We start from the raw sequence: 24881 nt of genomic DNA, 5'->3' as shown, positions 1-24881 counted from the left end.
AAATTGTCGCCCGAGCAAAGATTGGTTGCTCTGTGGGAAAGTCTAGAAAGGGGTCAGTTGTTCTCTTGCAGTTCCACGGTGTCCATCACTTTCGTGTTTCGCTCGACGGCGAGCACGGTTGTGCGTTGACGCAGTCCGTCACGGGTTTCGGCGGTGATGGGCAGTACTTGGCGTTTGTCGGGGAAGTCCAGTCGAACCGTGAACGCGCCGTCTTTTTGCAGCTTGACGGGGTGGCCTGAGACCATGACCGAAGCGGTCGGGTCTGTTTTACCGAACACGATCAGTTCGGCTTCCACATCGAGTCGCAGTTTCGATTGGCGGAGCAGCGACGGGTCACCGGTCATGCTCCCCGAATCGGCCGGATGAGGCATGCGGCGTTGCAATCGGTCCTCGAACGCGTCGCGGAGCTCCCCGCTGCCCGATTCAAGCCCACCGCTGAGTGCGTAAATGCGCTCGTAATCTTCGGCGATGTCTTGCCAATGTTCGTCGAGTCGTTCGCAGTCGCCGGGGACGGGAGTTTCGACCACGTTGCTGCGGCAGATGCAGTGGAACTCACCATTGTCGGCGAGATAGCCGATCGCCACGCGGTAACGCGATGGCGGGTCTTGGACGTCGATGTACCAGGTACTGACGCCACCGTGAACGGAGATGTCGCGGCTAACCGTTTCGGCGCGGTTGCTCGACACGTCACCAACGCTGAGCAGTCGAACCGTTGGGACGGCGGTGTGCCAACGCTCGGCCAATGCCGATTGGGCACGTTGGACGCTGCTCTGCGTGATTTCCCAACTCGCCTGCAACCAGAACGAATCGCGAACCAAGAGAACGATGCGGTCGCGGTGTGGGGTGTTGGTGCGGTGTCGTTCGGCACCGTCGGTGACGGCTGACCCGGCGACAAGAGTGTTGGTGGAAAGATCTTTGCGTTTTTGGATCAGTTCGCGGCGTCGACGCATTTCGGCGCGAATGCGGAGCGTTTTGGCCGACACTTTGGGTTCACTTAATTCGGGAAGTGGGATGTCATTGCGAGAGTTGGTCTTGCGAGCCTTGGTGCGTTTAGCAGGCTTGGTCGATTTGGTTCGCGCCGCGGTGGTCGACGATGTCGAGGACGCAGATAGTGCACTGGTGCTGACAGTGGCTTTCTTCGACTTCTTAGAAATTTCGGTCTTGGAGGCCGATGCCGTCGAAACGCGTTTGGTCGTTGATTCGGACGTGCTGCGGCGGCTGATCACATCACCGCGACGTTTGGATTTCGAACCGCTCTTGCTCTCCGCGGCAGGCTCGTTTTTCTTTGCTGCGGCGGCTTGACGGCGGAGACGACGCTGGATTTTGGTAATCTCGTCGATGAGGTCGTCCTTCCGCATCGAATGCCAGCCCACAATTCCGTAGTTTTTCGCCATCTCGGCGAGTTCCCGGCGGGTTTGAGAACTGAGGTCTGCGTTGGTGATCATGAAGGATTCCTCGTCAGTTCGACCTGAAGCCGGGCTCCGGGTTGTGCAAAAGTTGTCATGCAGGGAACCCACCGGTTGAGGCTGATACCACAAAAACCGAGATCGCCCCGAAAGGTCGCGGTAAAGGGGGAATTCGCTGCCAAAGCATTATGGCAAGGGACCACCAATGGTTCTAGGGCTACCTGCCTAAAATGTACATTTCAGCCCAAAAAGTGTAGTCAACTACGCTCCAGAACCGATTTTTTCCGTAATCTCAACCTAGACACGCTAGTCGCGTTCGCCAGTCTTTTCTGCGAGGAACTTCCCGAATGACTACCCAGTCGGACGACGATCGGTTCGAACCTGAACAGAACCACCCTGGCGGGGGCACCCTGAAGGAAAAAAACTCTTCCAGCGAAGACACATCAACCCAGTGCGATGCCCAGGCGGTTTCAGCGACAGGCCGCGTCTCGGCCGCAGATCACAAAGGGGTCAGTGTCAACAAAGGTGGCCGAACCGGCAACGGGGGGGACACCGGGTTACCTAAGAAACCCGCCACCGGAACCTCGGGAGGCGATCTCGGCCGTGCGCCAACGGTTCGCGAACGCCAAGCGATGATGCATCTGGCGTCGGCAGGTTTTGAGTTGGCGAGTTTCTCGTTAATACTTGGCGGAGCCGGCTACGCGGTCGATCATTGGTTGGGTAACGCGACTCCCTACTTCGCGATCGCCGGCTTGTTGATCGGGTTTTCGCTCGGTTTCTACCGGTTGATCGTCTTGGCCAGCAAAATGGGGTGATTGGCGGCAAGTAGGGAGACTGGCGTTTGCCGGAGGCTGTCTTTCGAGCCGGGGCGTTACGTGCCAAACCGTCTCCATCGCAAAATCAGATGCGAGGGAGTCGGGCGCGAGAGAGCATCTCGTCTGAGGGAGGGAGTGTCTCGTCCGAGGAAGTGAGCGTTGCGACCGAGGAACAGCCTGCCCTGTTCGATCGCAGTGCGTCCCGGGGCATGTTGTGGCTGGGCGTCGTGATTTCTGGCTGGCGGTGATTGCTCGTTGGGGTGTACCGATTTTGCGAACGGTGCCGGCGGCATCGTTCGGATAACCGTTCGTTCCGGAGCGATTCCACGACGCTCGACGCCTACTTTCCCCTCGCAGTCCTCCTACAATCAACTAAGCTAGCACGTCCTCTCTTCTGTTCTTTTTCAACGGGTTCACCAACCGAACATGTCACACGCCAAACCTGCCAAAGCGGCCCCTGCCGGCCCGGTTCGCGATATGTCTGCCGAGGCCGTTGCCTCACGTTTGAAGAGCTCATTGCTCCAGGATAAGAAGGAGCTCGAGGTCGACAAGATTTTCCGAGCTCTCGTCAAGCTCGAGGGATCTGACTTGCACATGAAAGTCGGCCAGCCTCCGATGGTTCGTGTCGGCGGTGAGTTGAAACCGCTCAACCGTGGCCCGATCGATGCGGAGGAAATGGTTCGTCTTCTGTTGCCGATGATGGACGAACGGAACCTAATCATTTTCGAAGAAGAAGGCGGCGCCGACTTCTCGTATCAATGCGAAGTGGACGGGGTACGCTGGCGATTCCGGATCAACATGCTCAAGTCGCTCGGGAACATCGGATTGGTGGCCCGGCGGATTAGTAACTTCATCCCCGACTTTCGCGGCCTGTTTTTGCCGGACACGATCGAGAGTTTGTGCCACTACGAACAGGGCATGGTGTTGCTCGCCGGTGTGACGGGATCGGGAAAAAGTACGACGATCGGTTCGATGCTGAACTACATCAACAGCATCTATCGCAAACACATTCTGACGCTCGAAGATCCGATCGAGTTTATCTTTACCGAAGACAAATCGCTGATTAACCAACGGGAGATCGGCCAGGACGTGGTCGATTTCTCGGTTGGGATGAAGCATGCGGTGCGGGAAGACCCCGACATTATTCTCGTCGGTGAGCTGCGTGACGAAGAGACGTTCATGACGGCGATTCACGCCGCCGAGACCGGTCACCTTGTGTTCGGGACGATTCACGCGGCGAGTGCATCGACGTGCATCGGCCGGATTCTCGATTTGTTCCCCGAGGAAATGCACCGTGCGATTCGAGGGGCGATCGCGATGAATATGAAAGGCATCGTCGCTCAAAAACTGCTCAGGAGTATTCGCCCCGGCGTCTCCCGTGTGCCGACCTGCGAGGTGATGACGTTCACCCCGATGATTCGAAAACTCGTTCTCGAAGGCCACGACAGCAAACTGCCCGACGCGATTCGCATCGGTGCCGAAGACGGGATGCAAGATTTTACGATGAGTTTGAAACAATTGATTGACGATGACCTGATCGATCGTCCGACCGCGTTTGCGGTCGCTCCGAACAAGGACGCGCTGAAGATGACGCTGAAAGGCATCGACGTTAAAGCTCCAGGGATTATCTAAGTGGCACAAACACCTGACGAAATTCAGTTATGGCAAACCGCGGCTCCGGTGGAGTTCGTTCCTCACGTGGAGGAGCGCACCGACGCGCAGGCGTTGTTGATCTCGACCCGGCAAGGCCCCGGTTATCTCATCGCGGCCGGCCAATTGGGCCACGCGATTGAGTCCCGTGCCACGCACATGTTGTTGGACTATTCGCAAAACGCGACCGCGATCCGGTATCAAATCGACGGGAACTGGGAACAACTCCCGCCGCTTGATCGCGAAACCGGCGACGCGATGTTGTACGCGTTGAAGCAACTCTGCCTGATGAACCCGGCCGATCGCCGAGGCGCTCAAAAGGGCGCGATGGGGTTGAAGGTCAACAAGGACAAATTTGAGTTAACGGTCCAGTCGCAAGGTGTGCCTACGGGCGAACGTGTGATTTGCCGGATCGATGCCGAGAAGGTTCCCTTCAGCACGCTCTCCGACATGGGGATGCGAGACAAGATGGTCGAGCAGTTCAAGGAACAGCTCAACGGACACGGCAACGTCGTGTTGATCTCGGCAAAGAAAAGTGAAGGCGTCACGACGCTGTGGAACGTTGCGATCAATTCGGCCGACCGATTGATCCGCGACTTCCAATCGTTTGAACCAGCCGAATCACCGGAGCCGGAGATTATTAACGTCACGTCGAACTTCTTCGGCGGCGACACCGGCAAGACGGAGTTGGAGGTCGTTCAGCGGATGGTGTTGCGAGAGCCTGATGTTCTCATGTTCCCCAACCCTCCCGAGCCCGAGTCGCTGCATTTGTGCATGGAGAAGGTTTTCGAGGAAGACCGCCAAGTGATGCACCGAGCCGCCGGCAACAGCGCGATCGAAGTGTTGCTCGCGTTTCTCAGTCGCTATCCCGAATCACGCAAACTGGTCGCGGAAAAGCTCGGCGCGGTCTTGCACCAACGGCTCATCCGACGGTTGTGTGAGAACTGCAAAGTCGGTTTCGAGCCGCCGCCACAGTTGCTCGCGCAGCTCGGTATCCCCGCCGGGCGAGTTCCCGTGATGTATCAACCGTTCATCCCGCCACCGATCGAAGAACAAGTTGACGAAAACGGCCGGCCGGCGCCGATCACGCCATGTCACGTGTGTGGCGGTCGGGGGTACTTCGGACGGATCGGTGTGTTCGAGTTGCTGCGTCCTGGGCCGCAGTTCCGGCAGGCTCTCGTGAAAACGAGCGACGCCGGTCAGTTGTTCTCGATCGCGAGATCCGAAGGACACCGTGGCATTCAAGCGGAGGCGGTTCTATCGATCGCCCGAGGTCTCACTGGCATCGACGAACTCAAACGCGTGTTTGCCCGGCGGTAGGTCGATTCAAAAATGCGAGAGCCGATCCGTGAGCAACGCGGGTCGGCGAAAGAGTTGTTTGGGATAGAGCGTTTTTGAAGACGATGTTGCTGATGTCGCCTGGCAGGGGTGCTCTGATATCCTGCCGAATCCAGCTATGGGGATTGCGCACGTCAAATATCAATGCGCTCTAGGTTGTCAGTTTTGCGAGCCCGTCGGTCATCGTGACGGTCGGACGGTAGCCCAGCCGTTCTTTGGCGGCGGTGATGTCGAAGTAATGATCTTTGGCGAGCTGAGCGGCGACGAATCGCGTCATCGGCGGTTCGTCACTGCGTCGCAGCGAACGGTAGATCGATTCCAGTCCCGCGCCGATCGCGTAGGCGGCTTGGTAAGAAATCTTCTTGGTTGGAGCCGGTGCGTCGAATTTCTCGCAAAGCTGCGAGATCCATTGCCAGCATTTCACCGGTTCGTCTTGCGCGATGAAGTACGACCGACCCGCGGCGTTGTCGGGGTTGCTCGCGAGTGCATCGATCGCGCTGACGTGAGCCGCCGCAGCGTTGGTCACGTGCACGGTGTCGATTCGGTTTTCACCGTCGCCGATGATACGCAGGCGCCCCGATCGGGCTCGGTCGAGAAGCCTCGGCAGGAGGTGTGGGTCGCCGGGGCCCCAAATCAAATGTGGACGCAGGGATACTGTTCGTAGGCCACCGGGAGTGTCGGCGGCGATGATTTCGCGTTCGGCGATTGCTTTGGTGCGTGGGTAGTGACAGAGCCACTTTTCCGGATAGCCGACCGACTCATCGATGCCACTTTGATGTCCGCCGGCGAACGTCACGCTCGGGCTGCTCGTGTAGATACACTGCGTTGCACCGGAGGATTGGCAGGCCGCGAGGATGTTTCGTGTCGCCACGACGTTGTTGACGTAGAAATGTTTCCACGGCCCCCAGACTCCCGCGACCGCCGCGGTGTGAATCACCACGTCGACGTCGCTGACCGTGCGGTGAACGTATTCGACGTCTGAAAGGTCACCGCGGTGATGTTGCATGCCGAGCCGAACGAGGTCGGGGGTCTCCCGGCGAGAGAGTCCAACCACGTCGTTGCCGCGTTCAATCAATTGGCGAACGATCTCGCTGCCGAGGAAACCGCTGCAGCCGGTAACAAGGATTCGCATGGCTCGGTTGGCTCGCTCAGTTGTCGGTTGAGTTGGCTGATTAGGTTTCTCGTTCAGTTGGCCACTTCTTGCGTGGCCGCAACTGCCGGTGTCTCAGTCGCGACCTTGGCGGGAAAACGCTTCAAGACACGAAAGAGGATACCTAGGGCGATCAGCAACAACAACGAGCCGAACACGAACGGTGCCCCGGCAAACGGTTGTCCGTTGTATCGAAAAGGCGTGCTCTCGTCGGTGAAGTAGCGGAACAGTCCGGCGGTGAAAATCAACGGCGCGAGAATGTTGGTCAGGCTCAACAGGGAAGTCAACGCGCCTTGCACGCGGCCCTGTTCGGCCGGGTCGACGGTGTTGGTGATCAGGCTTTGGATCGCAGGACCTGCTAGTCCAGCGAGCGAGCCGAAGATGATGATGCAAGGAATCATCCAACCTTGGGTCGCTAAACCGTAGCCGAGAAATGCCAAACAGGAGACCGTTGTGGCAAACATCACGGTGCGGCGCTCACCAAGGCGTCGAATTGTCGGGCGAACCAAACCGCCCTGCACAATAACCGCCATCAGTCCGACCAACGCGAGCATCCATCCGTTGGTTTGTTCTTCCCATCCGAATCGGAAGCCCATCGAGAGGACCCACACGTTTTCCAGGCCGCGTTGGGCCAGGGAACTGAACACAAATGCGGCGGCGAGGCCTAGCACCATCGGGTAAGCACGCAGGCGGGTGATCGTGCCGAACGGGTTCATGCTGCGGAGCGTGATTGTTGAACTGCGTTTCTCCGGCGGCAGAGACTCAGGCAGTACAAAGAACCCATAGAGCCAGTTGACCAGTGACAACCCGGCGGCGGCGAAGAACGGCAGTCGCAGTGAAATCCCGCCGAGCAGTCCGCCGAGTGCCGGTCCGATAATGAAACCGAGTCCGAACATCATGCCGACCAAGCCAAAGTTCCTCGCTCGGTTTTCGCTGGTGGAGATGTCGGCGATGTACGCGTTGCTGGTCGAGAAACTCGCGCCCATCACACCTGCGATGAACCGTCCCACAAACAGCCATCCAACTGATGTCGCCAATCCGGTGATGATGAAGTCGACACCGAGTCCGAAGAGCGAGCCGAGGATGACCGGTCGCCGGCCAAAGCGATCCGACAGAGCACCGAGTACCGGGGCAAAGAAAAACTGCATCAGTGAAAACGTCGCCGCGATGATCCCGACATACCAACCGGCCTTCGATTCGTTCCCGCCGACGAATTCTTTGACAAGTTCGGGCAGCACCGGAATGATGATGCCGATCGCCAAGATGTCGATGAACAACGTCAACAGAATGAACGCCATCGCAGCAGTGCGTTTCTGATGCGGAGGCGTGATCAAAACAGGGGACTCGTTCGGGGGTGGGGATGAGCGGGTTTGGGCGACGATGGCGTACTTGGCGTTTGTGTTCGCACTCTTTTCGCATCGTGGGTCTTGTGGAAGATCCTGCTGCATGAGGATCTTTCACGAGATCCACTACGGCCTATGCAAAAACCAAGCTACGTCGGCGTACTGGTGGTGCGTCCAAGCCTCGTTTTCGGGTCGCGAAACTCACCAAGAGTTTCGGGAGGGCTCGTGAATCACCGAAAGTCTTGGCGACATTCGCTATGGCCTTGAACCCTCATTCTTGATCGTGACGCACCACTAGGTTAGCTCAGACGCCCTTTTTTGACAGGGTAGGGTCGCGGTTACTTTTTGTCCGCCCGCAGCACCGAGACGAATGCCTTTTGCGGAATATTGACGCTGCCGAACTGCTTCATCTTGGCTTTCCCCTTCTTCTGCTTTTCGAGCAGTTTTTTCTTTCGGGAAATGTCGCCACCGTAGCATTTGGCCGTGACGTCTTTGCGGACCGCTTGGATCGTCGAACGGGCGATGACGGTGCCGCCGATTGCTCCCTGGATCGGGATCTTGAACTGGTGACGCGGAATCTCTTCGGCGAGTTGTTCACAGTAATGCAACGCGCGGGCGCGAGACTTTTCGCGGTGCACGAGGTACGCCAACGCATCGACTGGTTCTTTGTTAACCAGGATGTCGACTTTGACGATGTCCGTTTTGCGGTATTCGATCGGCACGTAATCGAACGACCCGTAGCCGCGGGTGATCATTTTCAGTTTGCCGTAGAAGTCGAACAGGACTTCGCCGAGCGGCATTTCGCTGACCACTTCAACCCGGCCGGCGGCCAGGTAGTTCATCGTTTGGCTTTCGCTGCGATGTTCGCGGCACAATTCCATCACCGGGCCGACGTATTCTTCCGGTGTGAGGATTTGAGCCCGGATGTACGGTTCGCTGGCGGAGTCGATGTTGGTCGGATCGGGCCAGTAGCTCGGGTTGTCGACGTCGATCGTTGAGCCGTCTTTGAGCGTCAGTTTGTAGCTGACCGACGGGGCCGAGATGACCAGTCCGATGTCAAACTCGCGTTGCAGTCGCTCCTGGATCACGTCGAGGTGCAGCAGGCCGAGGAATCCGCATCGAAAGCCGAATCCGAGTGCCGCCGAGGAGTCCTTTTCGAACGTCAACGCGGCGTCGTTGATCGACAGCTTCTCGAGGGCCTTGGTGAGATCCTGGTATTCGTCCGTGCTCATCGGATAGATCGATGAGAAGACGACTTGCCGGGCGGGCAGGTAGCCCGGGATCGGTTCGTCGGCGGGGCGATCGGCCAGGGTGATCGTGTCCCCGATTTCGATATCCTGCACACTCTTGACGCCGGCGACGATGTAGCCGACTTCGCCCGCGGCGAGCTGCTTCTTGGGGACGAGTTTGAATTGGTTGTACCCGAGTTCGTCGACCAGGAAATCGCGATCGGTGTGCATGAAGTGGATCGTGTCTTTGGGTTTGAGCGTCCCTTCGATCACGCGGCACTGCAAAATCACGCCGCGGTATTTGTCGAAGAACGCGTCGAAGATCAGTGCCTTCAGCGGTGCCTTGGGGTCGCCTTCGGGCGGCGGCAACTGCGTCGCGATCCCCTCGAGCACGTCTTCGATGCCCTGTCCGGTTTTGGCCGAGACCGGGATCGCCGCGAACGGATCGAGGCCGAGGTCGGAGTCGATTTCTTCGCGTACCCGTTCGACGTCGGCCGCTGGCAAGGTCGATCTTGTTGATCACCGGGAGCAGTTCGAGGTCGTATTCGAGAGCCAGATAGAGGTTCGCGACCGTTTGAGCCTCCACGCCCTGCGAGGCATCGACCACCATCAGGGCACCCTCGCACGCCATCAGCGACCGGCGAACTTCATGGGAGAAGTCCACGTGGCCGGGGGTGTCGATCAGGTTGAACTGATATTCCTGGCCATCTTTCGCGGTGTAGCTCAGGGTGACGGTGTTGCTCTTGATCGTAATCCCGCGTTCCCGCTCAATATCCATCGAATCGAGCATCTGATCGTGGAACTCGCGCTGGGTGACTCCGCCGCAGGCTTGGATTAAACGATCCGCCAGCGTCGACTTTCCATGATCGATGTGGGCGATAATGCAAAAGTTCCGAATGTGTTTCATACGATGGAAGGTTGTGGGATAGGGGGATCACCGAGCGAAATTCGATCCAAACGAGAATCCTATCCAATCCCGTTTCCGGTGGCCATTGCCAAAACGGGACGAACGCTCGTCTGGTTTGCTCGACCGGGGATCTGGTTTGCTTGACCGGGTAGGTGACCAGTTGGGGGGATCGCGGTGTGTGGCCTCTTCCCTACGATCGGCCCCTTGTCGGCGTTTGATACTGGCTTTACTGCTGATCTGAACGCGGCAGCCCTTGAACTCAATGGCGTTTGTCGCGTACTATCTGCGATTCGAATTCTCGAACAATCCGCGTTCTCAGCCGAGCAACGCGCCCCAATCCGCCCATTTTTTTGTGTATACAGTCATGAAAGACGGCATCCATCCGAATTACCAAGAGACCACCGTTACGTGTGGTTGCGGCGCCAGCTTCACGACGCGAAGCGTCCGCCCCGAGCTGAAGATTGACATCTGCAGCGAATGTCACCCGTTCTACACCGGTAAACTGAAGTACGTCGACACCGCCGGACGTATCGATAAGTTCCAGAAGAAGTTCGCTGCCGGTACTTATGGCAGCCTTCAAAAGCCAAAGAAGGCTAAGAAAGCTGGCAAATGAGCGGATCGATCCGCGACAACCTTGAGGAAAAGCTAGCGCGTTTCGTTCAGCTCGAAACTGACATGTCCGACCCGGATGTGCTCGGCGATGGTGCTCGTATGAGTGCCACCGCCCGTGAGCATGGTGGGTTGGCGAAAGTCGTCGGGAAATATCGCGAGTTCAAACGGCTCAGCGAGGAAATCCAGGACTGCCAGGAAATGGCAGAGGCGACTGACGATTTCGAAGAACGCGAAATGGCCGAAACCGAGATGAAATCGTTGCGTTCGCAGCGAGAGACTCTCTGGGAAGACCTGCTCACTTACACCGTCGGTGGTGATGATTCTCACCGCACACGGTGCGTGATGGAAATCCGCGCCGGTACCGGAGGCGATGAGGCGGCTTTGTTCGCCCGCGACCTCTATGAAATGTACCGGCGGCATGCCGAACAGGTTGGGTGGAAAACCGAGGTGATGGAAGCCAGCCCTACCGAAATGGGCGGGTTCAAGGAAATCACGTTGACGCTCGAAGGCGAAAACGTCTTCCGCGATTTGCAATACGAATCCGGTGGTCACCGCGTCCAACGCGTGCCCGAAACCGAAACCCAAGGACGTGTTCACACCTCCGCGGCAACCGTTGCAGTGATGCCCGAACCGGAAGATGTTGAAGTCGACATTAAGTCGGATGACTACCGCGTCGACAAGTTCTGCGCGTCCGGGCCTGGTGGTCAGCACGTCAACAAGACTGAGTCGGCGATCCGTTTGACGCACTATGAAACCGGCATCGTGGTTCAGTGTCAGGACGAGAAGAGCCAACACAAAAACTTGGCCAAGGCCCTGCGTGTTCTCAAGGCCCGCGTCTACGAAAAGAAGCGAGAAGAAGAGAACGCCAAGCAAGCCGAGGCTCGCAAAGGTCTGATCGGATCGGGAGACCGGAGCCAGCGGATCCGTACGTACAACTACCCACAGAACCGCCTCACCGACCACCGTATCAACCTGACTCTCTACAAGCTCGATCAGATTATCGGTGGCGATCTCACCCCCGTTACTGAAGCCCTTATCGAATACGACCGCGATCAACTCCGTGGCGATATGATCGACTAAGGCGGATCGAGGGATTTCTCTTCTTTCGGCAACGGATGTGCTCCCATGACTAACCCCAGCACCGAACCATGGACCGTGCTGCGGTTGTTGCAGTGGACGGCAGACTTTTTCAAAACACGTGGCAGTGAATCGCCGCGATTGGATGCCGAGATCCTGCTCGCCCACGCACGTGGTTGCGAACGGATCGAACTGTACACCGCCTTCGCCGAAGTCCCCTCCGAGGAAGAACGAATCGCGTTTCGCGAACTCGTCCGCCGTCGCGGCGAGGGAGCCCCGGTCGCGCAGCTCGTCGGTTTCCGCGAGTTCTACTCGATTCCCATCCGCGTTGATGAGAACGTCCTCGTTCCGCGACCGGAAACGGAGCATCTCGTCGTCGAAGCGATCGATCGGGCCAAACTGCTCGCCCCCACGATCCAAGATCGGCCGTTGCGGATTCTCGATATCGGCACCGGTAGCGGCGCGATCGCGATCGCCATCGCCAAGAACCTGCCTGACGCCGAGGTGACGGCGGTAGATGTCTCACTCGCGGCGCTCGAAATCGCTCGATGGAACGTCGAGAAGTTGGGCCTCGCCGATCGGGTGACGTTATTGCAGAGCGATCTGTTTGATGCACTCGAAGAAGGTGCAAAGTTTGATGTGATTTGCAGCAACCCGCCGTACATCAGTCAAAGTGAGTACGACGAATTGCCCGCAACCGTGCGTGAACACGAACCACGCGGTGCGTTGTTGTCGGGCGATAAGGGGACAGAAATCATTGAGCGTATCTTTGAACAGGCTCCGGCCTGGATGTATCCCGGCGGACGACTGATCATTGAATACAGCCCAATGATTGCCGACGAGTGCAAACAGATCGCCGAAACCACCGGGCATTACACCGACATCAAACGCATCCGTGACCTCGCCGGTCTGCAGCGAACGATCTCACTCGGTTTGTCGGAATCTTGAGAGCGTCACCCGCCGGCATCCGCCCACGCGATAGCGTTTTGAAGTCTGACGGGCTGATCCTGTAACTATATTCGCCTGAATTCAGTCCACCGAAATCTGTCGACATCGGCTACATCCTTATCAGAAACGCTCTACGGGCTGTTGATTTTATAAAGAGTCAACCTGTTTTCGTTTAACCGGCAGCCGTAGGCGACGCTTGACGGAACACAACCTACCCTTCGGGCACGGGTTAAACGAAAATTGAACGGTATTGCTGTTAGATGAATGAATCAACAGCCCGGCTAGCGTGGGATCACTCACAATCACTCGCTTGCGCGTCGGGCGAGTACCTTGTCGTTGGCCTCCGGGTTTCCCATGCGATCAACCGCCTGTCTAAGCTTGTCTGTTCTGCAATTTGGATTGTCCGAAGGCACTCTTCGTAGTTGGACTCGCCAGAGTTCAGGCAGCGACACAACGGACGTTCTTGCTAGGGTTTTTGGAGGTCTTCCGGACCGGAGTCTTGACGACTCCGGCTACGGCTGGACTCCGCTCTCATACCGCGACCATCGCGGGCGACTGCGACGTTTCCCGCGGACTCACTGCCGAGAGCAGGTGACGCACGACCTGAGGGGCTGAGTACTCGGTCGCCTCCGGTGTGGCGAGGAACTGCAAAATCGATTGCACATCGTCTCCACAGGTCACGATCGCTGGTTCAGTCGTTCCGTCTCGACGCGTCTGTCCCAAACCGATGTTCGCGACCAATCCGTTGCAAATGCATTTACGTCCTTCGCAGGCGGACTCCTCGCCACCTTTGGCGACGAAACTCTGCACCGGCTCACCGGGGCAACGCCAACCGGTCGATCCGTCTTCTTTTCGGTACGCCTGTCGCAGGAAACCGAGGTCGCAAACACGACGGCGTTGTTGGTAGACCGATTCTTCCGAAACGGTGCCGCGCTTCTGCAAGACCTTGAACGGGAACCCGGTCGGCGAGGCGAGTGGATCGGTGTGAACTTCAATCGATCCGTTGCGGCATCGTTCGATTACGTCGCGTTTGATTTCCGGCAGCAAGCCTGACTCGTTGCTGAAGGCGAACGCAGTACCAACTTGAACACCGGAGGCGCCCGTCGTGAGTGCTTGCTGGACCGCTTCCGGCGTGCCATATGATCCTGCTAGCCAAAACGGCAAACCGATCGCCGCGATCGCATCGAGGTCGACTGCATCGCGTTTGCCGTAGATCGGTTCACCTTGCTCGTTCAGTTTCATTTTGCCACGTGGCGGCGCGTTGTGTCCGCCTGCTGAGGCGCCTTCGACAATGAACCCGTCGACTCGGCCGTTGGACTTTTTGGCGAGCATGCTTGCCAGGGTCGCTGAGCTAACGATGGCTAAGAACTTCGGCCGGTTGATCCAGGGGATGTCGCCTTCGCCAAATTCCATCGGGTCAAACGTGGTGACCACCGGTTCGTCCGCTGGGGCGTCGAGCACGTACAGCGGGTATTCGACTTTTTCGCCCTCGGCGAGACGGTCCAAAACGCCGGGGATGTGTCTCGGGATGCCTGCCCCCATCAACACGTAATCCACCCCCGCGAGCATCGCACCGAACAGCGACGCGAGTGTGGGAGTTTGGATTTTCTCGAGGAAGTTCACTCCAACGAGCCCGTCGTGATCTTCCTTGGCTAGGAATACCTCCACAAAGTTCGCCGCAACTACGAGTTCGAGTTGGTCTTGCTTGGGTGCCTGGGAAACAACCGGTGTGGCTTTGTAGGGAGCGTCCGCGGATTTGCCTCCTTCGATGTAGTATCGGTCGATGATCTTCTGGGCCATCTTCGGATACGGGAACTCCGCGAGCGCGTGCCGCATCTTTCCGTCCAGGTCACCGTTTTGCAGTCGACGTGCGAGAACCGTGTCCATCGCGGTGCCCGACACGACGCCCATTTGTCCGGTGAGTGCAACCGATCGGGCCAACCGCCAGTCTGAAACGGCAACCCCCATGCCGCCTTGGATGATGGTCGGTTTTCTTTGTGCTGTGTCGTGGTCTGCGTGTTCCGTCGAGGCGGTGGGGGCAATTTCCTTGGGTGCCATGGTGCAATGTTCCTTGCGTTTGGGCCGTGCGAGATGGAAGAACGAGCGAACGTCCGACAGCGATTGGGAAGCGTTCTAACGTCAGTCTATGCCTGTCTTCCAAAGTGGCGTCTTCGCGCCAGGTCACTGGAATGTAAATGTTCTGTCACGACGAATCGCGGGTGTCGAAAACCCCGCGTTTTCCGCTGTTTTCGCAGGGTTTTCGGGGGCGGATGAGACATTACGCCGCGGCCATCAGACACGAAATGAATCGTCGACAGAGTGAAGTTTTCTGTTCGCCTGCGACATTATTTCGTTAGAATCAGATCGTTCTTTGATATCGGTCGAGCACGGGCCGGTGCACTGCAAAGCACGGGGGAATTGGTGATGGGAAAGTGGAAGGTCTGCGCAGTTTTTTTGGTCGCGTTCGCAGCGATGTCGTTGCAACCCGCCGTGGGAGAAACTGCCGCGCAGCGACGAATGTCACGCGTCTTGAGCGGGCGTAGTGAACCGGCGCGGTTGAAAACAGTCGCGATGCTTCGCATGAACCCGAACCTGTTGTACGAAAACATGGACGTCGTTACTTCCGCGACGCGGCTGTTGCTCGATTCCTTCGAAAGCGACCGGGAAGACGGTGGCGACAACGCGACCGCAAAGCCAGCGGCGAAACCATCGTCTGTTCCTGATAGCGTGAATCAGTTGTTGGCGATATTCGCGGCGAGTCCGAATGAAGACGCGAGGTCAACCGTCATCGACGCGATCGAGCATACCGATGGACGGATTTCAATGATCGCAATGGATCTCGTCGGCCGCCATGAAATCCAGGCTGCGGTGGAGTCGCTCCAGGATCAAATCATGCGGTCTGAATTTGAGGACCAGTACGCATACCGGTTCACGTTGGTGAGGGCACTGGCGCAACTGCATTGTCCACGCAGTATCGAAATCATGCACCAATTGCACTCACAGTTGCGGGGCCAGTTGCGTCATGAGATCGCCAATCGCCTCGCGGATGTCGATGTGCGTGACTTTGACGGGGATCGCAAGGCCTATGCTCAGTATCTCGAGCAGCACCCTGCGGATTCGCTGGTCCGACCGGTGAGTTTTGTTGACGGTAACGTCGCCGGCAATATTGCGATGAACGGCGACGCGGCGATGTCTGGAAAGTTGACTTTGCACGACGTTTCGTCGGAGTCCACCGGTGGGCTGAAGCTGAGCAAGAGTCACTACTACGGGATCAATCTCAACGCAGGGCGGATGCTGTTCGTGATCGATCGTTCCGGCAGCATGAAGCATCCGACGCGGTACGATACGCGTTTGCAAAACGCAAAACGTGAGTTGGTACGCGTGATTGATGATTTGCCACCGGAGGCGGAGTTTTCGATCATGTTGTTTGACACACGGGTGCAGGCGTGGAAGGAAGAGTTGTTGCCCGCGTACCCACAGAACAAACGCGAGGCGATCGCATTTGTCGAGCGGATCGCTCTGGGGGACAAGACAAACACGCACGGTGTCTTGTCGGATGCCCTCGAGTTTGACGATCAACTGGAGGTGGTGTTTGTGCTGACTGACGGACAGCCAACGTTTGGGAAGTTGACTCATCCCGATGCAATTCTTCGCGACATCGTGGGACGCAACCGAATGCGGCACCTGAAGTTTCACACGATCGGAGTCGGCGTGAATCCGCTAACCGAAGAGTTCTTGAAAAGACTCTCAGAGCAAACTGGCGGCGAGTTCCGCGAGGTGAACTGACGCAGAGCTCGCGAAACACCATCGAGGAACACGGTCACCGCAAACAGCGTTGTGCGGGCCGAGTTGCAATGCCAGGCCAGTTCACATTGGACCGATTTCACGAGCGCGTAATGTCGATCGCCGCGTTCCCGCGAAGCGGACCGCACGTCCAATCATGAGAGGCCGGAGGCCGACACCAAATCGCGATATTCGCCCACGGTCTCTGCTCTGACCTCTGGCTACAACAGCCCTCGTGGTGCGTCAAAGCCTCGTTTTCGGGTTGCGAAACTCGCCAAGCGTTTCGGGAGAGCTCGTGAATCACCGAAAGTCTTGGCGACTTTTGCTACGGCCTTGAACCCTCGTTCTTGGTCGTGACGCACCACTAGCCGATCCGGCGGAAAATCGATGTTGGCGACTCCAACTGTAGGGATCAAGCGCCTCAAATCTCGAGATGCTTTAGGATCACCGGTTTACTCCAGGAAAGCGTCGGTCGGTGCACCCCCCAGTATCTTGTATGAGGGTACGACAGCTCGCTTCTCACCTGTGCTTGTTTTGTGCGCTTCTGTTCGTGATTTATGCATAGGGTTTGAGCAAGTCCAGCGATTTCACGCTGGTTTGAAATCTACACGCGGATGCGATTAATTAGCGTTCGCCCATTTTAACGCGGTTCTGATTGTTGCTGGTTTTGTCTAAGGGGGCGAACTTTCTCTTCGTGTGTTTCATGCGCGGCGGGTTTCACTGATTGGTCCGATGGATGCGTTAGTCCGCACACGTTCTCGATTGCCTCGCTGCCTGCAATGTGTTTGGGCAAGCGTCGAGAGTTAGGCGTTGTTGAAAGGTATTTTTATTGTGTTGAGAAACAGTGTTGGGTTTCGTTTTTTTCTAGGGAGCGGCTGGCTGCTGTTGTTGACGCTCTCGCTAGTTTGTGTGGGATGCTCATCAGGGGACATCACTCTCGAGGATTTGGAGGCTGCTGCAGCCAAGGTCGATGTATCGGACCTCGAGATTGACGAGTCAGATGCTGCTCCCGCGGCAATGTTGGATCTCGAGAAATCGGATCTGAAATTTGGATTTATAAAATTGACTGACTGTGCCCCGCTCGTGATTGCGAAAGAAAAGGGGTATTTCGAAGACGAAGGTTTGAATGTCACGTTGGAGTCGCAGTCCAACTGGAAGATTCTTCTCGACAATGTGATCAATGGGCAGCTCGACGGGGCGCACATGCTCGCCGGTCAGCCGATCGGTGCAACGATTGGTATCGGGACGAAGTCGCCGATCGTGACCGCGTACAGTCTTGATTACAACGGCAATGGGATCACGGTCAGTAATGCAGTCTGGGAGCAGATGCAAGAGAATGATCCTAAGCTGAAGAGTCCGGCGCCGGAGCATCCGATTTCGGCCGAGAGTCTCAAGCCGATCGTGAAAGACTATTTGGCCGACCAGGGCAAGCCGTTTCCGATGGGGATGGTGTTCCCGGTCAGCACGCACAACTACGAGATCCGTTATTGGCTCGCGGCCGCTGGTATCCACCCGGGGATGTATACCGAAAGCGATCTGAACGGTTTTCAGGATGCCGAGGTGCAGTTGTCGACGGTTCCGCCGCCGCAAATGCCGCAAAACCTCGAAGCAGACATTGTGAAGGGGTACTGTGTCGGCGAACCATGGAACCAGAAGGCTGTGATTGCTGGAATTGGGGTCCCGGTCACGACTAACTACGACATTTGGAAAAATAACCCCGAGAAAGTTTTTGGTGTCACCAAGGCTTGGGCGGAGGAGAATTCCAGTACTCACTTGGCTGTGATCAAGGCGTTGATTCGTGCCGGTAGGTGGTTGGATGAGACAGACGATTCGGGTGCCCTTGTTAACCGACAAGAGGCCGCGAAGATCCTCAGTAGCAAAGACTATGTCGGTGCCGAAGAGGACGTGATCGACAACTCGATGACGGGCACGTTTGTGTTCCAGAAGACGGACGTTCGTGAGATGCCCGATTTCAACGTGTTCTTTAAGTACTACGCGAGCTACCCGCACTACAGCGATTGCATTTGGTTCCTGACGCAGATGCGTCGGTGGGGGCAGATTACCGAGCCGAAGTCTGCGGATTGGTATGAGGAAATTGCGAAAGAAGTCTACAAGCCAGAGATCTATCGCCAGGCTGCTGAGTTGTTGATCAGCGAGGGCAAGATGGATGCGAGTGAGATGCCTGCGCCTGACTACGACGGTTATCGTGAGCCGACCTCGGAATTCATCGACGGCAACACCTACGACGGGCGTGATCCGATCGGATACATCAACAGTTTCGCGATCGGCAATAAGGAGGAGCTATGAACTGGCGAGGTGGTCTACTGAAGTTTTGTGAGGTCGCTGGTCTTCCGATCTTTGAGCCTTTTGTTCGCTTGGCTGCGGGCGAGGATAAGAAAGAACAGTTCGTCGGGATTGCCAAGTACGTCCTGTTGCCGATCGTTGCGATTGCGTTGTTCCTTGGGTTCTGGGCAATGGCCGCCAATACGGTGGTCACTGACAGTGCTAAGTTGCCGAGTCCAAAGGCGACGTGGGACGCAGGCGCTCAATTGATCGCGATGCACTACGAGCAAAAGCAAGCTGATCGTTTGGCAAAACAGGAGAAGGTTGGCGAGGCGGTTCGCTACATGGCCGAAGCAAAGGCCTATGGGGAAGCCGCCGAGAAGGCCACCGGTGCGAAAAAAGAGGCGCTCGAAGCGAAGTCGTTGTCGTTGAAGAAACGCGCGGTGTCGGCGGTGAATTACGAGCCGTCGAGTGCACCAACCTTCATCGATCAGATCTGGACGAGTGTTGGAACGGTCTTCTTCGGTTTCCTGTTGGCGACGCTGGTCGCGGTGCCCCTCGGCGTGTTGTGTGGGATGAGCCCGTGGTTCAATGCCGCGTTGACTCCGTTCATTCAAGTATTCAAGCCGGTTAGTCCGTTGGCGTGGTTGCCTTTGGCGTTCATCGTCATCATGTGGTACTACGCCGGATACTCCGCGGGTGAAACATTCTTCAATAAGGCGTTCCTGATTTCGGCAACGACAGTGTGTCTGTGCTCGTTGTGGCCGACTTTGGTGAATACGACTCTCGGTGTCGCGAGTGTCGACAAGGACTTTATCAATGTCGCTGATGTGCTCCGTCTTTCGTGGGCGCAGCGTCTGTTCAAAATCATCTTGCCCGCCAGTTTGCCGCTGATGTTCGCAGGGATGCGTATCAGCCTCGGCGTGGGGTGGATGGTGTTGATCGCCGCTGACATGCTTGCTCAGAACCCTGGGCTCGGCAAGTTCGTTTGGGACGAGTTTCAGAACGGCAGTGAACTGACATATGCACGAATCGCGTTCAGTGTGTTTGTGATCGGGATGATCGGGCTGGTGCTCGATCGGATCATGATCTTTTTCCGCAACTTGGTTAGCTTCGGCAATCCTGCCCCGGCCTAACCATAACGATTCGTTTTCGTTCCGCAGTCGGTCGTGTGTGGGGACACGGGCTGGCTGCGGAACGTTTTTCTTCCATTTTGCTCCGCCAGCTTAAGGCAGCACTATGAGTGTCCTTCTGCGTCCTGAACCGGTCGCGATTCGAAAGCCCGACACGCCGGCGCCATCGCCAATCTTGCAAATGAAAGGTGTTTGCAAAGGCTATGGCAGTGGTGTGACGCATTCGGAGGTCCTTCAGAATATCAACCTGAATATTCGCGAAGGAGAATTCCTAGCCGTTGTTGGTTTCAGCGGCAGTGGCAAAACAACGTTCACCCAGTTGGTTGCTGGGTTGATCAAGCCTGACAAAGGCACCATCACGATGGAGGGCGAACCGGTGACGGGCCCCTCGCCTGATCGTGGGTTGGTGTTCCAGAACTATTCGTTGCTGCCATGGTTGACCGTTCGCGGGAACATCGCGTTGTCGGTCAATTCGGTTTTCAAGGATTGGTCTTCGGAAGCCCGCCGTGAGCACGTTGAAAAGTTTATCGACATGGTCGGTTTGAGCCATGCGGCTCATCGTCGGCCGCACGAGTTGTCCGGCGGTATGCGTCAGCGTACATCGCTTGCTCGGACTCTCGCGATGAAGCCGAAAATGCTGCTGCTCGATGAACCGCTCTCGGCGCTCGACGCCCTGACGCGTTCCCAACTCGGTGATGAGATTCTGAAGATTTGGGAAGAGGAACGTCAAACTTGTTTGATGATCACCAATGACGTCGACGAAGCGATCTTGCTCGCCGATCGGATTGTTCCGCTCAATCCCGGCCCGTCGGCCTCTCTCGGGCCCGCGTTCACCGTGGGTATCGATCGGCCACGTAACAAGACAGAACTGAATGACTGCGAACACTTCAAAGCGTTGCGAAACGCGGTGACGAACTACCTCGTCGCCGTTCGCCAGAAGGCGCGCACTGCCGAGCAGGCCGCGACCAAGCATTTGAAGTTCCGGTTGCCCGATATCCAACCGGAAGACTTGAACCGGAAGGGTCGCGCGATCCACAACCAACCGCCTCGCTAAAGGCGAGCGTCCCCACACATTTACCAAGAGGTATGCCACGATGCGTGGATACGTTGAACTTTTTCGTCTCGGCAAAACCTACGACACCCACAAGGGGCCGGTCGTTATCGTCGAGGATTTCGATCTGAATCTCGAACGTGGCGAGTACGTCGCCTTGCTCGGACACTCCGGGTGTGGAAAGAGCACGGTTTTGACGATGGTCGCGGGCTTGAACCCGATCACGACCGGCGGTGTTGCGATCGACGGACGCGAGATCGACGGTCCCGGACCCGACCGCGGTGTTGTCTTTCAGTCGCCGTGTTTGATGCCATGGATGACCGCACTCGACAACGTGATGCTCGGTGTCAATCAGGTCTATCGCAACGCGTCGAAAAACGACCGAATCGACTTGGCGAGCTACTACCTGAACCTGGTCGGTTTGGGAGGCAGTTTGCACAAAAGGGCCAAGGATCTTAGTCAGGGGATGCAGCAGCGTGTCGGTATCGCGCGTGCTTTCGCACTGAAGCCCAAGATGCTGCTGCTCGATGAACCGTTCGGAATGCTCGATTCGCTGACGCGTATGGAGCTTCAGGAAATCCTTCTTGAGATCCTGGTTCGTGACAAAGTGACCACGGTGATGGTGACGCACGATGTGGATGAAGCGCTGTTTATGAGCGATCGCGTCGTGATGATGACCAACGGGCCGCGAGCACGTGTGGGGGCAATCTTCAGCCTGCCGTTTGAACGTCCACGAGTGCGAGCCGATGTGCTCGACCATCCCGAGTATTACGAGTATCGACGCAAGATGATTCAGTTCCTTGAGGAGCAGGATCACCGAAAACTCAAAGCCGATGCCGAGGCACGCGAGCAGGCGAAAAAGCAAGACGAAGCGGAAGAGCAACAGGTGGCCGAGGCCGTTTGAGAGGTCCTTTCCATCAACCGCTTTACCCATGTGAACCAAAATGTCTACTTCTTTTCATACCATCGACCACTGGTCGTCCAAATTGAGTATCTCCTCTCTTCCGTCAGCGTGTTTCCTGAGCGATGTCGCGGTATTCGACATCGATGAATCCGGTAATCCGTTGCCCAACCATCGTCCCGAATTGCTGCCGCTCGCCGAGTCCGCGGTCCAGTCGGGATCGTCGGAGGTCGCCTCGAATGACCTGCCCGGCAGAGCATCGGCTGGAATTTCGATTCCCGTTTATTACGACGGCAAAGTCGTGTCGGTGGTCGTGCTGTTGGCACGCGGTGCCGAAGGGGAAGTCGAAACGAGCGAATCACCAATTGGTGTTTTTGAGGTATGGGAGCCGATCGGGATTTATGACGAAGTCGCTCTGAAGGACGGCTACTACGGCAAGATGGAACGGTTTCACAACGTCAGTTCATTCGTCCGTTTTGAACGAGGCAGTGGGCTGCCGGGGCAGGTTTGGGATGGCCGATGCTCGATGATTCATGACGACCTGGGGAATCACCCTGGGTTCCTGCGGGCAGCGGGCGCGTCAGCGGATCTGTTGAGGACGGCGGTGGGGATCCCGGTCGCCGCGGAACAATTCCGTTCAACGGCGGTGTTGATCAGTTCTTCTCAAACTCCGATCGCTCGGGGGATGGAAGTTTGGAAGGTGTGTGAAGACCGAGATGAGTTCGAACTCGTTTCGGCTGCGTATTACAACCTCGGCGATGATTACGCACTCCCAATCGGTACGTGCCGGTCGGGGGAGTTGTCTCCGTTTTCACGTTTGAAACAGGAGATGCGGGCGCTCGTTACGGATGACCCGAGCGAATTGTTGGCAGGACGCGACGAAGACGTTGCCGCACCCGGCCCTACGTCCGGATTGGCAATTCCTTTTTTCGAAGGTGCCACGCTCACGAGCATCACGTTGTTCTTGTTTTAGATCCAACAGTCTTCAGCCCAATCACTGCAGTCTCATCAGACCTCGGTGCCGATGAGTGCGGCACCGGTCAGTGCATCGGTTGGCCTCAGTCAACTGAACTGATTGACGCGTTTTGTCGCTTTTAAGTTAAGTATGTCCAGCACGCTACCCGCCGAAACGAAAGACAAGCCTAGGTCGCAGTCATCGCGATCTTCGTTGCCGTTCTCGCAGAGCGACTCTGGATTTGACCTCGTCGGCATGTTGCTCGAAGAGCAGCAATCGTTGACCGCGGTGGAGCAATTTTCAGAGGCTCATTCACGGGGCGAGATCGAACCGGCTCAGTCTGTCTACTACCGACAGTTGTTGCCTGTCACTCCACCCGAACCGGGGCAACAACTCGCGTTCGAAGTCAACCTCGACACGTGCAGCGGTTGCAAGGCGTGCGTGGTCGCCTGCCACACGATGAACGGGCTCGAGGAAGCCGAGAGCTGGCGAAAGGTAGGCACGTTGACGATCGGATCGTTGGCGGATGAGTCTGCCGATGAGCCCAGTGATCTCGCCATCCCTACCGCCATTGATCTCGAGCAATCCCCGGTAACGATCGCGAGTTCGGGAATTCAGCATGTCACAACGGCCTGTCACCACTGCGAAGACCCAGGGTGTCTGAACGGATGTCCTGTCAAAGCCTATGTCAAGGAACCGGTAACCGGGATCGTCAGGCACCTCGATGATCAGTGTATCGGTTGCAAATACTGCACGATGATGTGCCCGTATGAAGTGCCGAAATACAGCAAGCGTTTGGGAATCGTTCGCAAATGCGACATGTGCCACCAACGGCTCAAGACGGGGGAAGCCCCCGCGTGTGTTCAGTCGTGTCCCAATGAAGCAATCTCGATCCGAACGGTTGATAGCACTCGCCCGCTGACATCATTGGACGAGCGTTTGGTGCCGGAGGCTCCGTTGTCCGATTGGACACGTCCGACCACTCGCTATGTTTCGAACCGATCCGACTTAATTGCCGAGGCGGTGCCGCAGGACTCTCAAATCGATGTAGTCGCCGAGAGTCATTGGCCGTTGGCGTTGCTGTTGATCGCAACTCAGGTATCGGTGGGCATGATCCTGTTTGAACGCTTGATTGCGTTGGGGCTGTGGGCTCGTGGAGGTACGATGCCTGTGGAGACGTCACGGATGACCGCCTTGGGCGCGTTGGTCGTCGCCATGATCGGCATGAACATCGCTCCGCTGCACCTGGGGCAACCGCTGCGTGCGTGGCGGGTGTTCCTCGGATTGAGAACATCATGGCTGAGCCGCGAGGCCGTCGTGCTCGGAAAATTCGTAGGAGCGTTATTGCTCGCCACGGTGCTGCTTTGGTTACCCGTGATTGCCGCGTGGACGCCAGACGCGGTAACCGAGCGTATTCCGGAATGGGTTGTGGTGCCTGAGTGGGTCGCGGGGGCTACGTTGGTCGCATCAGTCGTTCTCGGAATCGCGGGGCTCTACTGCAGTGCAATGATCTACATCGCGACTCGGCGTGAGTTATGGCGTTGGAGCCGCACGATCCCTCGGTTTTTGATCACGGGCGTGATCGTGGGGGCTCCGATGACGGCGTTGGCTGTAATCCTGACCAGCGAGATGAACACGATTGCCAATGCGTTGTTGCTGATGGCGGCGATGACAGGGGCAGGCAAACTTTTCTGGGAGTGGGACTTGTATCTCGCCAATCAAGGCGATCGAGGATCGGGTTCTTCCGTCAAAACATTCGATGAACGCAGTCGACGACTGGTTCGAACCCACCTGAGTCCGTTGGCACGCATTCGGCTGACCGGTGGTTGGGTGGGCATCGTGGCATGCATGTTTTCAATGGCTGCGATCGCTGTCGGTTGGAACGTCGGCGCGGTGTTGTCCGTGTCGCTTGCTGCTGCGGCGTTGCTCGTCGGTGAATCGTCAGAGCGTTTGTTGTATTTCATGAGTGTTGTTTACGACCGCATGCCGGGGACACTGAAATGAGCATGGATACCACGCCGGCCACACCCGTTGATTTGACTTCGTCACCTGTTGCAAAAGCTCCTTTTGAGTTGCCGCAGGTATTGGTTCGCCGGGAAGGAACCATGACCCGGGAGCTGTTGCTGCATCCCGGTGAGCATGGGCTCGGGATGACGCACTCGTCGATGGCGGCGGATACCACAACGACAGCGACGTGTGGATTCTGTGCGACCGGTTGCGGGTTGAGACTGCATTTGAAAGAAGGCGTCGCGGTCGGTTTGACACCGGAAACGAAATACCCCGTCAACTTAGGAATGGCC

Annotated in this window: 17 protein-coding genes and 2 pseudogenes; 14 read left to right on the top strand and 5 right to left on the bottom strand. The window is 57.0% G+C overall.

Annotated elements, in window-relative coordinates; all coding sequences use genetic code 11:
- Positions 1-53: 53 nt before the first annotated feature.
- Positions 54-1445: a DUF4912 domain-containing protein gene (locus tag RSSM_RS27525; protein ID WP_008687526.1), complete on the bottom strand. Its 1392-nt coding sequence runs from the start codon at positions 1443-1445 to the stop codon at positions 54-56.
- Between the two features lie 308 nt (positions 1446-1753).
- On the opposite strand from RSSM_RS27525, the gene RSSM_RS32760 reads away from it, so the two are divergent.
- The 3 genes from RSSM_RS32760 to RSSM_RS27510 all read left to right on the top strand — a co-directional run bounded on the left by RSSM_RS32760 (position 1754) and on the right by RSSM_RS27510 (position 5191).
- Positions 1754-2221 (top strand): AtpZ/AtpI family protein, encoded by a 468-nt coding sequence (locus RSSM_RS32760; protein WP_008687525.1) that lies wholly within the window; start codon positions 1754-1756, stop codon positions 2219-2221.
- 426 nt (positions 2222-2647) lie between these two features.
- Positions 2648-3853, top strand: a complete 1206-nt coding sequence (locus RSSM_RS27515; RefSeq protein WP_008687523.1) for a type IV pilus twitching motility protein PilT — start codon at positions 2648-2650, stop codon at positions 3851-3853.
- Positions 3854-5191 carry an ATPase, T2SS/T4P/T4SS family gene (locus RSSM_RS27510; protein ID WP_008687521.1) on the top strand — a complete coding sequence of 446 codons (1338 nt, stop codon included), beginning with the start codon at positions 3854-3856 and terminating at the stop codon, positions 5189-5191. It abuts the gene before it with no gap.
- Positions 5192-5360: 169 nt separating this feature from the next.
- Here RSSM_RS27510 and RSSM_RS27505 read toward each other — a convergent pair whose 3' ends face one another.
- The 3 genes and pseudogenes from RSSM_RS27505 to lepA all read right to left on the bottom strand — a co-directional run bounded on the left by RSSM_RS27505 (position 5361) and on the right by lepA (position 9838).
- Entirely contained in the window at positions 5361-6341 is a 981-nt protein-coding gene (locus RSSM_RS27505; RefSeq protein WP_008687516.1) for an NAD-dependent epimerase/dehydratase family protein, read from the bottom strand.
- 53 nt (positions 6342-6394) lie between these two features.
- Entirely contained in the window at positions 6395-7807 is a 1413-nt protein-coding gene (locus RSSM_RS27500; protein ID WP_008687514.1) for a TCR/Tet family MFS transporter, read from the bottom strand.
- Positions 7808-8040: 233 nt separating this feature from the next.
- Positions 8041-9838: pseudogene (gene lepA, locus RSSM_RS27495) on the bottom strand (translation elongation factor 4).
- Between the two features lie 364 nt (positions 9839-10202).
- Here lepA and rpmE point away from each other — a divergent pair.
- From rpmE to prmC, 3 genes are read left to right on the top strand one after another with little or no spacing between them, the layout of a single operon-like run.
- The gene (rpmE, locus tag RSSM_RS27490; protein ID WP_044303830.1) at positions 10203-10451 is read left to right on the top strand and encodes a 50S ribosomal protein L31; all 249 of its coding nucleotides are present in this window, start codon (positions 10203-10205) and stop codon (positions 10449-10451) included.
- Complete coding sequence (gene prfA, locus RSSM_RS27485) at positions 10448-11530, top strand: peptide chain release factor 1 (RefSeq protein WP_008687505.1); 1083 nt, start codon at positions 10448-10450, stop codon at positions 11528-11530. Before rpmE ends, prfA begins: the two co-directional genes overlap by 4 nt.
- A 45-nt stretch (positions 11531-11575) precedes the next feature.
- Positions 11576-12475, top strand: coding sequence for a peptide chain release factor N(5)-glutamine methyltransferase (gene prmC, locus RSSM_RS27480; RefSeq protein WP_008687502.1), 900 nt, complete (start codon positions 11576-11578; stop codon positions 12473-12475).
- A 531-nt stretch (positions 12476-13006) separates the two neighbouring features.
- Here prmC and RSSM_RS27475 read toward each other — a convergent pair.
- Positions 13007-14533 (bottom strand): nitronate monooxygenase, encoded by a 1527-nt coding sequence (locus RSSM_RS27475; RefSeq protein WP_008687501.1) that lies wholly within the window; start codon positions 14531-14533, stop codon positions 13007-13009.
- A gap of 366 nt (positions 14534-14899) precedes the next feature.
- Here RSSM_RS27475 and RSSM_RS27470 point away from each other — a divergent pair, with 366 nt between their 5' ends.
- The 8 genes and pseudogenes from RSSM_RS27470 to RSSM_RS27430 form a co-directional block, all read left to right on the top strand.
- Positions 14900-16261, top strand: a complete 1362-nt coding sequence (locus RSSM_RS27470; protein ID WP_144060167.1) for a VWA domain-containing protein — start codon at positions 14900-14902, stop codon at positions 16259-16261.
- A gap of 876 nt (positions 16262-17137) precedes the next feature.
- Entirely contained in the window at positions 17138-18565 is a 1428-nt protein-coding gene (locus RSSM_RS27460; protein ID WP_390174074.1) for a CmpA/NrtA family ABC transporter substrate-binding protein, read from the top strand.
- Positions 18562-19677: an ABC transporter permease subunit gene (locus RSSM_RS27455; RefSeq protein WP_008687495.1), complete on the top strand. Its 1116-nt coding sequence runs from the start codon at positions 18562-18564 to the stop codon at positions 19675-19677. The genes RSSM_RS27460 and RSSM_RS27455 overlap by 4 nt, the downstream gene beginning before the upstream one ends.
- A gap of 103 nt (positions 19678-19780) precedes the next feature.
- A complete protein-coding gene (locus tag RSSM_RS27450; RefSeq protein ID WP_008687493.1) occupies positions 19781-20728 on the top strand; it encodes an ABC transporter ATP-binding protein in 948 nt (315 codons plus the stop codon).
- 40 nt (positions 20729-20768) lie between these two features.
- Complete coding sequence (locus tag RSSM_RS27445; RefSeq protein ID WP_008687491.1) at positions 20769-21629, top strand: ABC transporter ATP-binding protein; 861 nt, start codon at positions 20769-20771, stop codon at positions 21627-21629.
- Positions 21630-21669: 40 nt separating this feature from the next.
- Positions 21670-22599, top strand: a complete 930-nt coding sequence (locus RSSM_RS27440; RefSeq protein ID WP_008687489.1) for a hypothetical protein — start codon at positions 21670-21672, stop codon at positions 22597-22599.
- 132 nt (positions 22600-22731) lie between these two features.
- Positions 22732-24585, top strand: a complete 1854-nt coding sequence (locus RSSM_RS27435) for a DmsC/YnfH family molybdoenzyme membrane anchor subunit (protein WP_008687488.1) — start codon at positions 22732-22734, stop codon at positions 24583-24585.
- 2 nt (positions 24586-24587) lie between these two features.
- Positions 24588-24881: pseudogene (locus tag RSSM_RS27430) on the top strand (nitrate reductase); the annotation flags it as partial.

Source organism: Aporhodopirellula sallentina SM41 (genome assembly GCF_000346505.1).
In the GTDB taxonomy this organism is placed as follows: domain Bacteria; phylum Planctomycetota; class Planctomycetia; order Pirellulales; family Pirellulaceae; genus Rhodopirellula; species Rhodopirellula sallentina.
The sequence above is the reverse complement of the archived record's forward strand: the minus strand, read 5'-3'. Positions and strand labels throughout refer to the sequence as shown.

Coding starts and splice junctions, on each gene's coding strand:
- RSSM_RS27435 (WP_008687488.1), top strand. CDS start 22,732: ATGTCCAGCACGCTACCCGCCGAAACGAAAGACAAGCCTAGGTCGCAG.
- RSSM_RS27475 (WP_008687501.1), bottom strand. CDS start 14,533: ATGGCACCCAAGGAAATTGCCCCCACCGCCTCGACGGAACACGCAGAC.
- RSSM_RS27500 (WP_008687514.1), bottom strand. CDS start 7,807: ATGCAGCAGGATCTTCCACAAGACCCACGATGCGAAAAGAGTGCGAAC.
- prmC (WP_008687502.1), top strand. CDS start 11,576: ATGACTAACCCCAGCACCGAACCATGGACCGTGCTGCGGTTGTTGCAG.
- RSSM_RS27450 (WP_008687493.1), top strand. CDS start 19,781: ATGAGTGTCCTTCTGCGTCCTGAACCGGTCGCGATTCGAAAGCCCGAC.
- RSSM_RS27515 (WP_008687523.1), top strand. CDS start 2,648: ATGTCACACGCCAAACCTGCCAAAGCGGCCCCTGCCGGCCCGGTTCGC.
- RSSM_RS27445 (WP_008687491.1), top strand. CDS start 20,769: ATGCGTGGATACGTTGAACTTTTTCGTCTCGGCAAAACCTACGACACC.
- RSSM_RS27525 (WP_008687526.1), bottom strand. CDS start 1,445: ATGATCACCAACGCAGACCTCAGTTCTCAAACCCGCCGGGAACTCGCC.
- prfA (WP_008687505.1), top strand. CDS start 10,448: ATGAGCGGATCGATCCGCGACAACCTTGAGGAAAAGCTAGCGCGTTTC.
- RSSM_RS32760 (WP_008687525.1), top strand. CDS start 1,754: ATGACTACCCAGTCGGACGACGATCGGTTCGAACCTGAACAGAACCAC.
- rpmE (WP_044303830.1), top strand. CDS start 10,203: ATGAAAGACGGCATCCATCCGAATTACCAAGAGACCACCGTTACGTGT.
- RSSM_RS27505 (WP_008687516.1), bottom strand. CDS start 6,341: ATGCGAATCCTTGTTACCGGCTGCAGCGGTTTCCTCGGCAGCGAGATC.
- RSSM_RS27470 (WP_144060167.1), top strand. CDS start 14,900: ATGGGAAAGTGGAAGGTCTGCGCAGTTTTTTTGGTCGCGTTCGCAGCG.
- RSSM_RS27440 (WP_008687489.1), top strand. CDS start 21,670: ATGTCTACTTCTTTTCATACCATCGACCACTGGTCGTCCAAATTGAGT.
- RSSM_RS27455 (WP_008687495.1), top strand. CDS start 18,562: ATGAACTGGCGAGGTGGTCTACTGAAGTTTTGTGAGGTCGCTGGTCTT.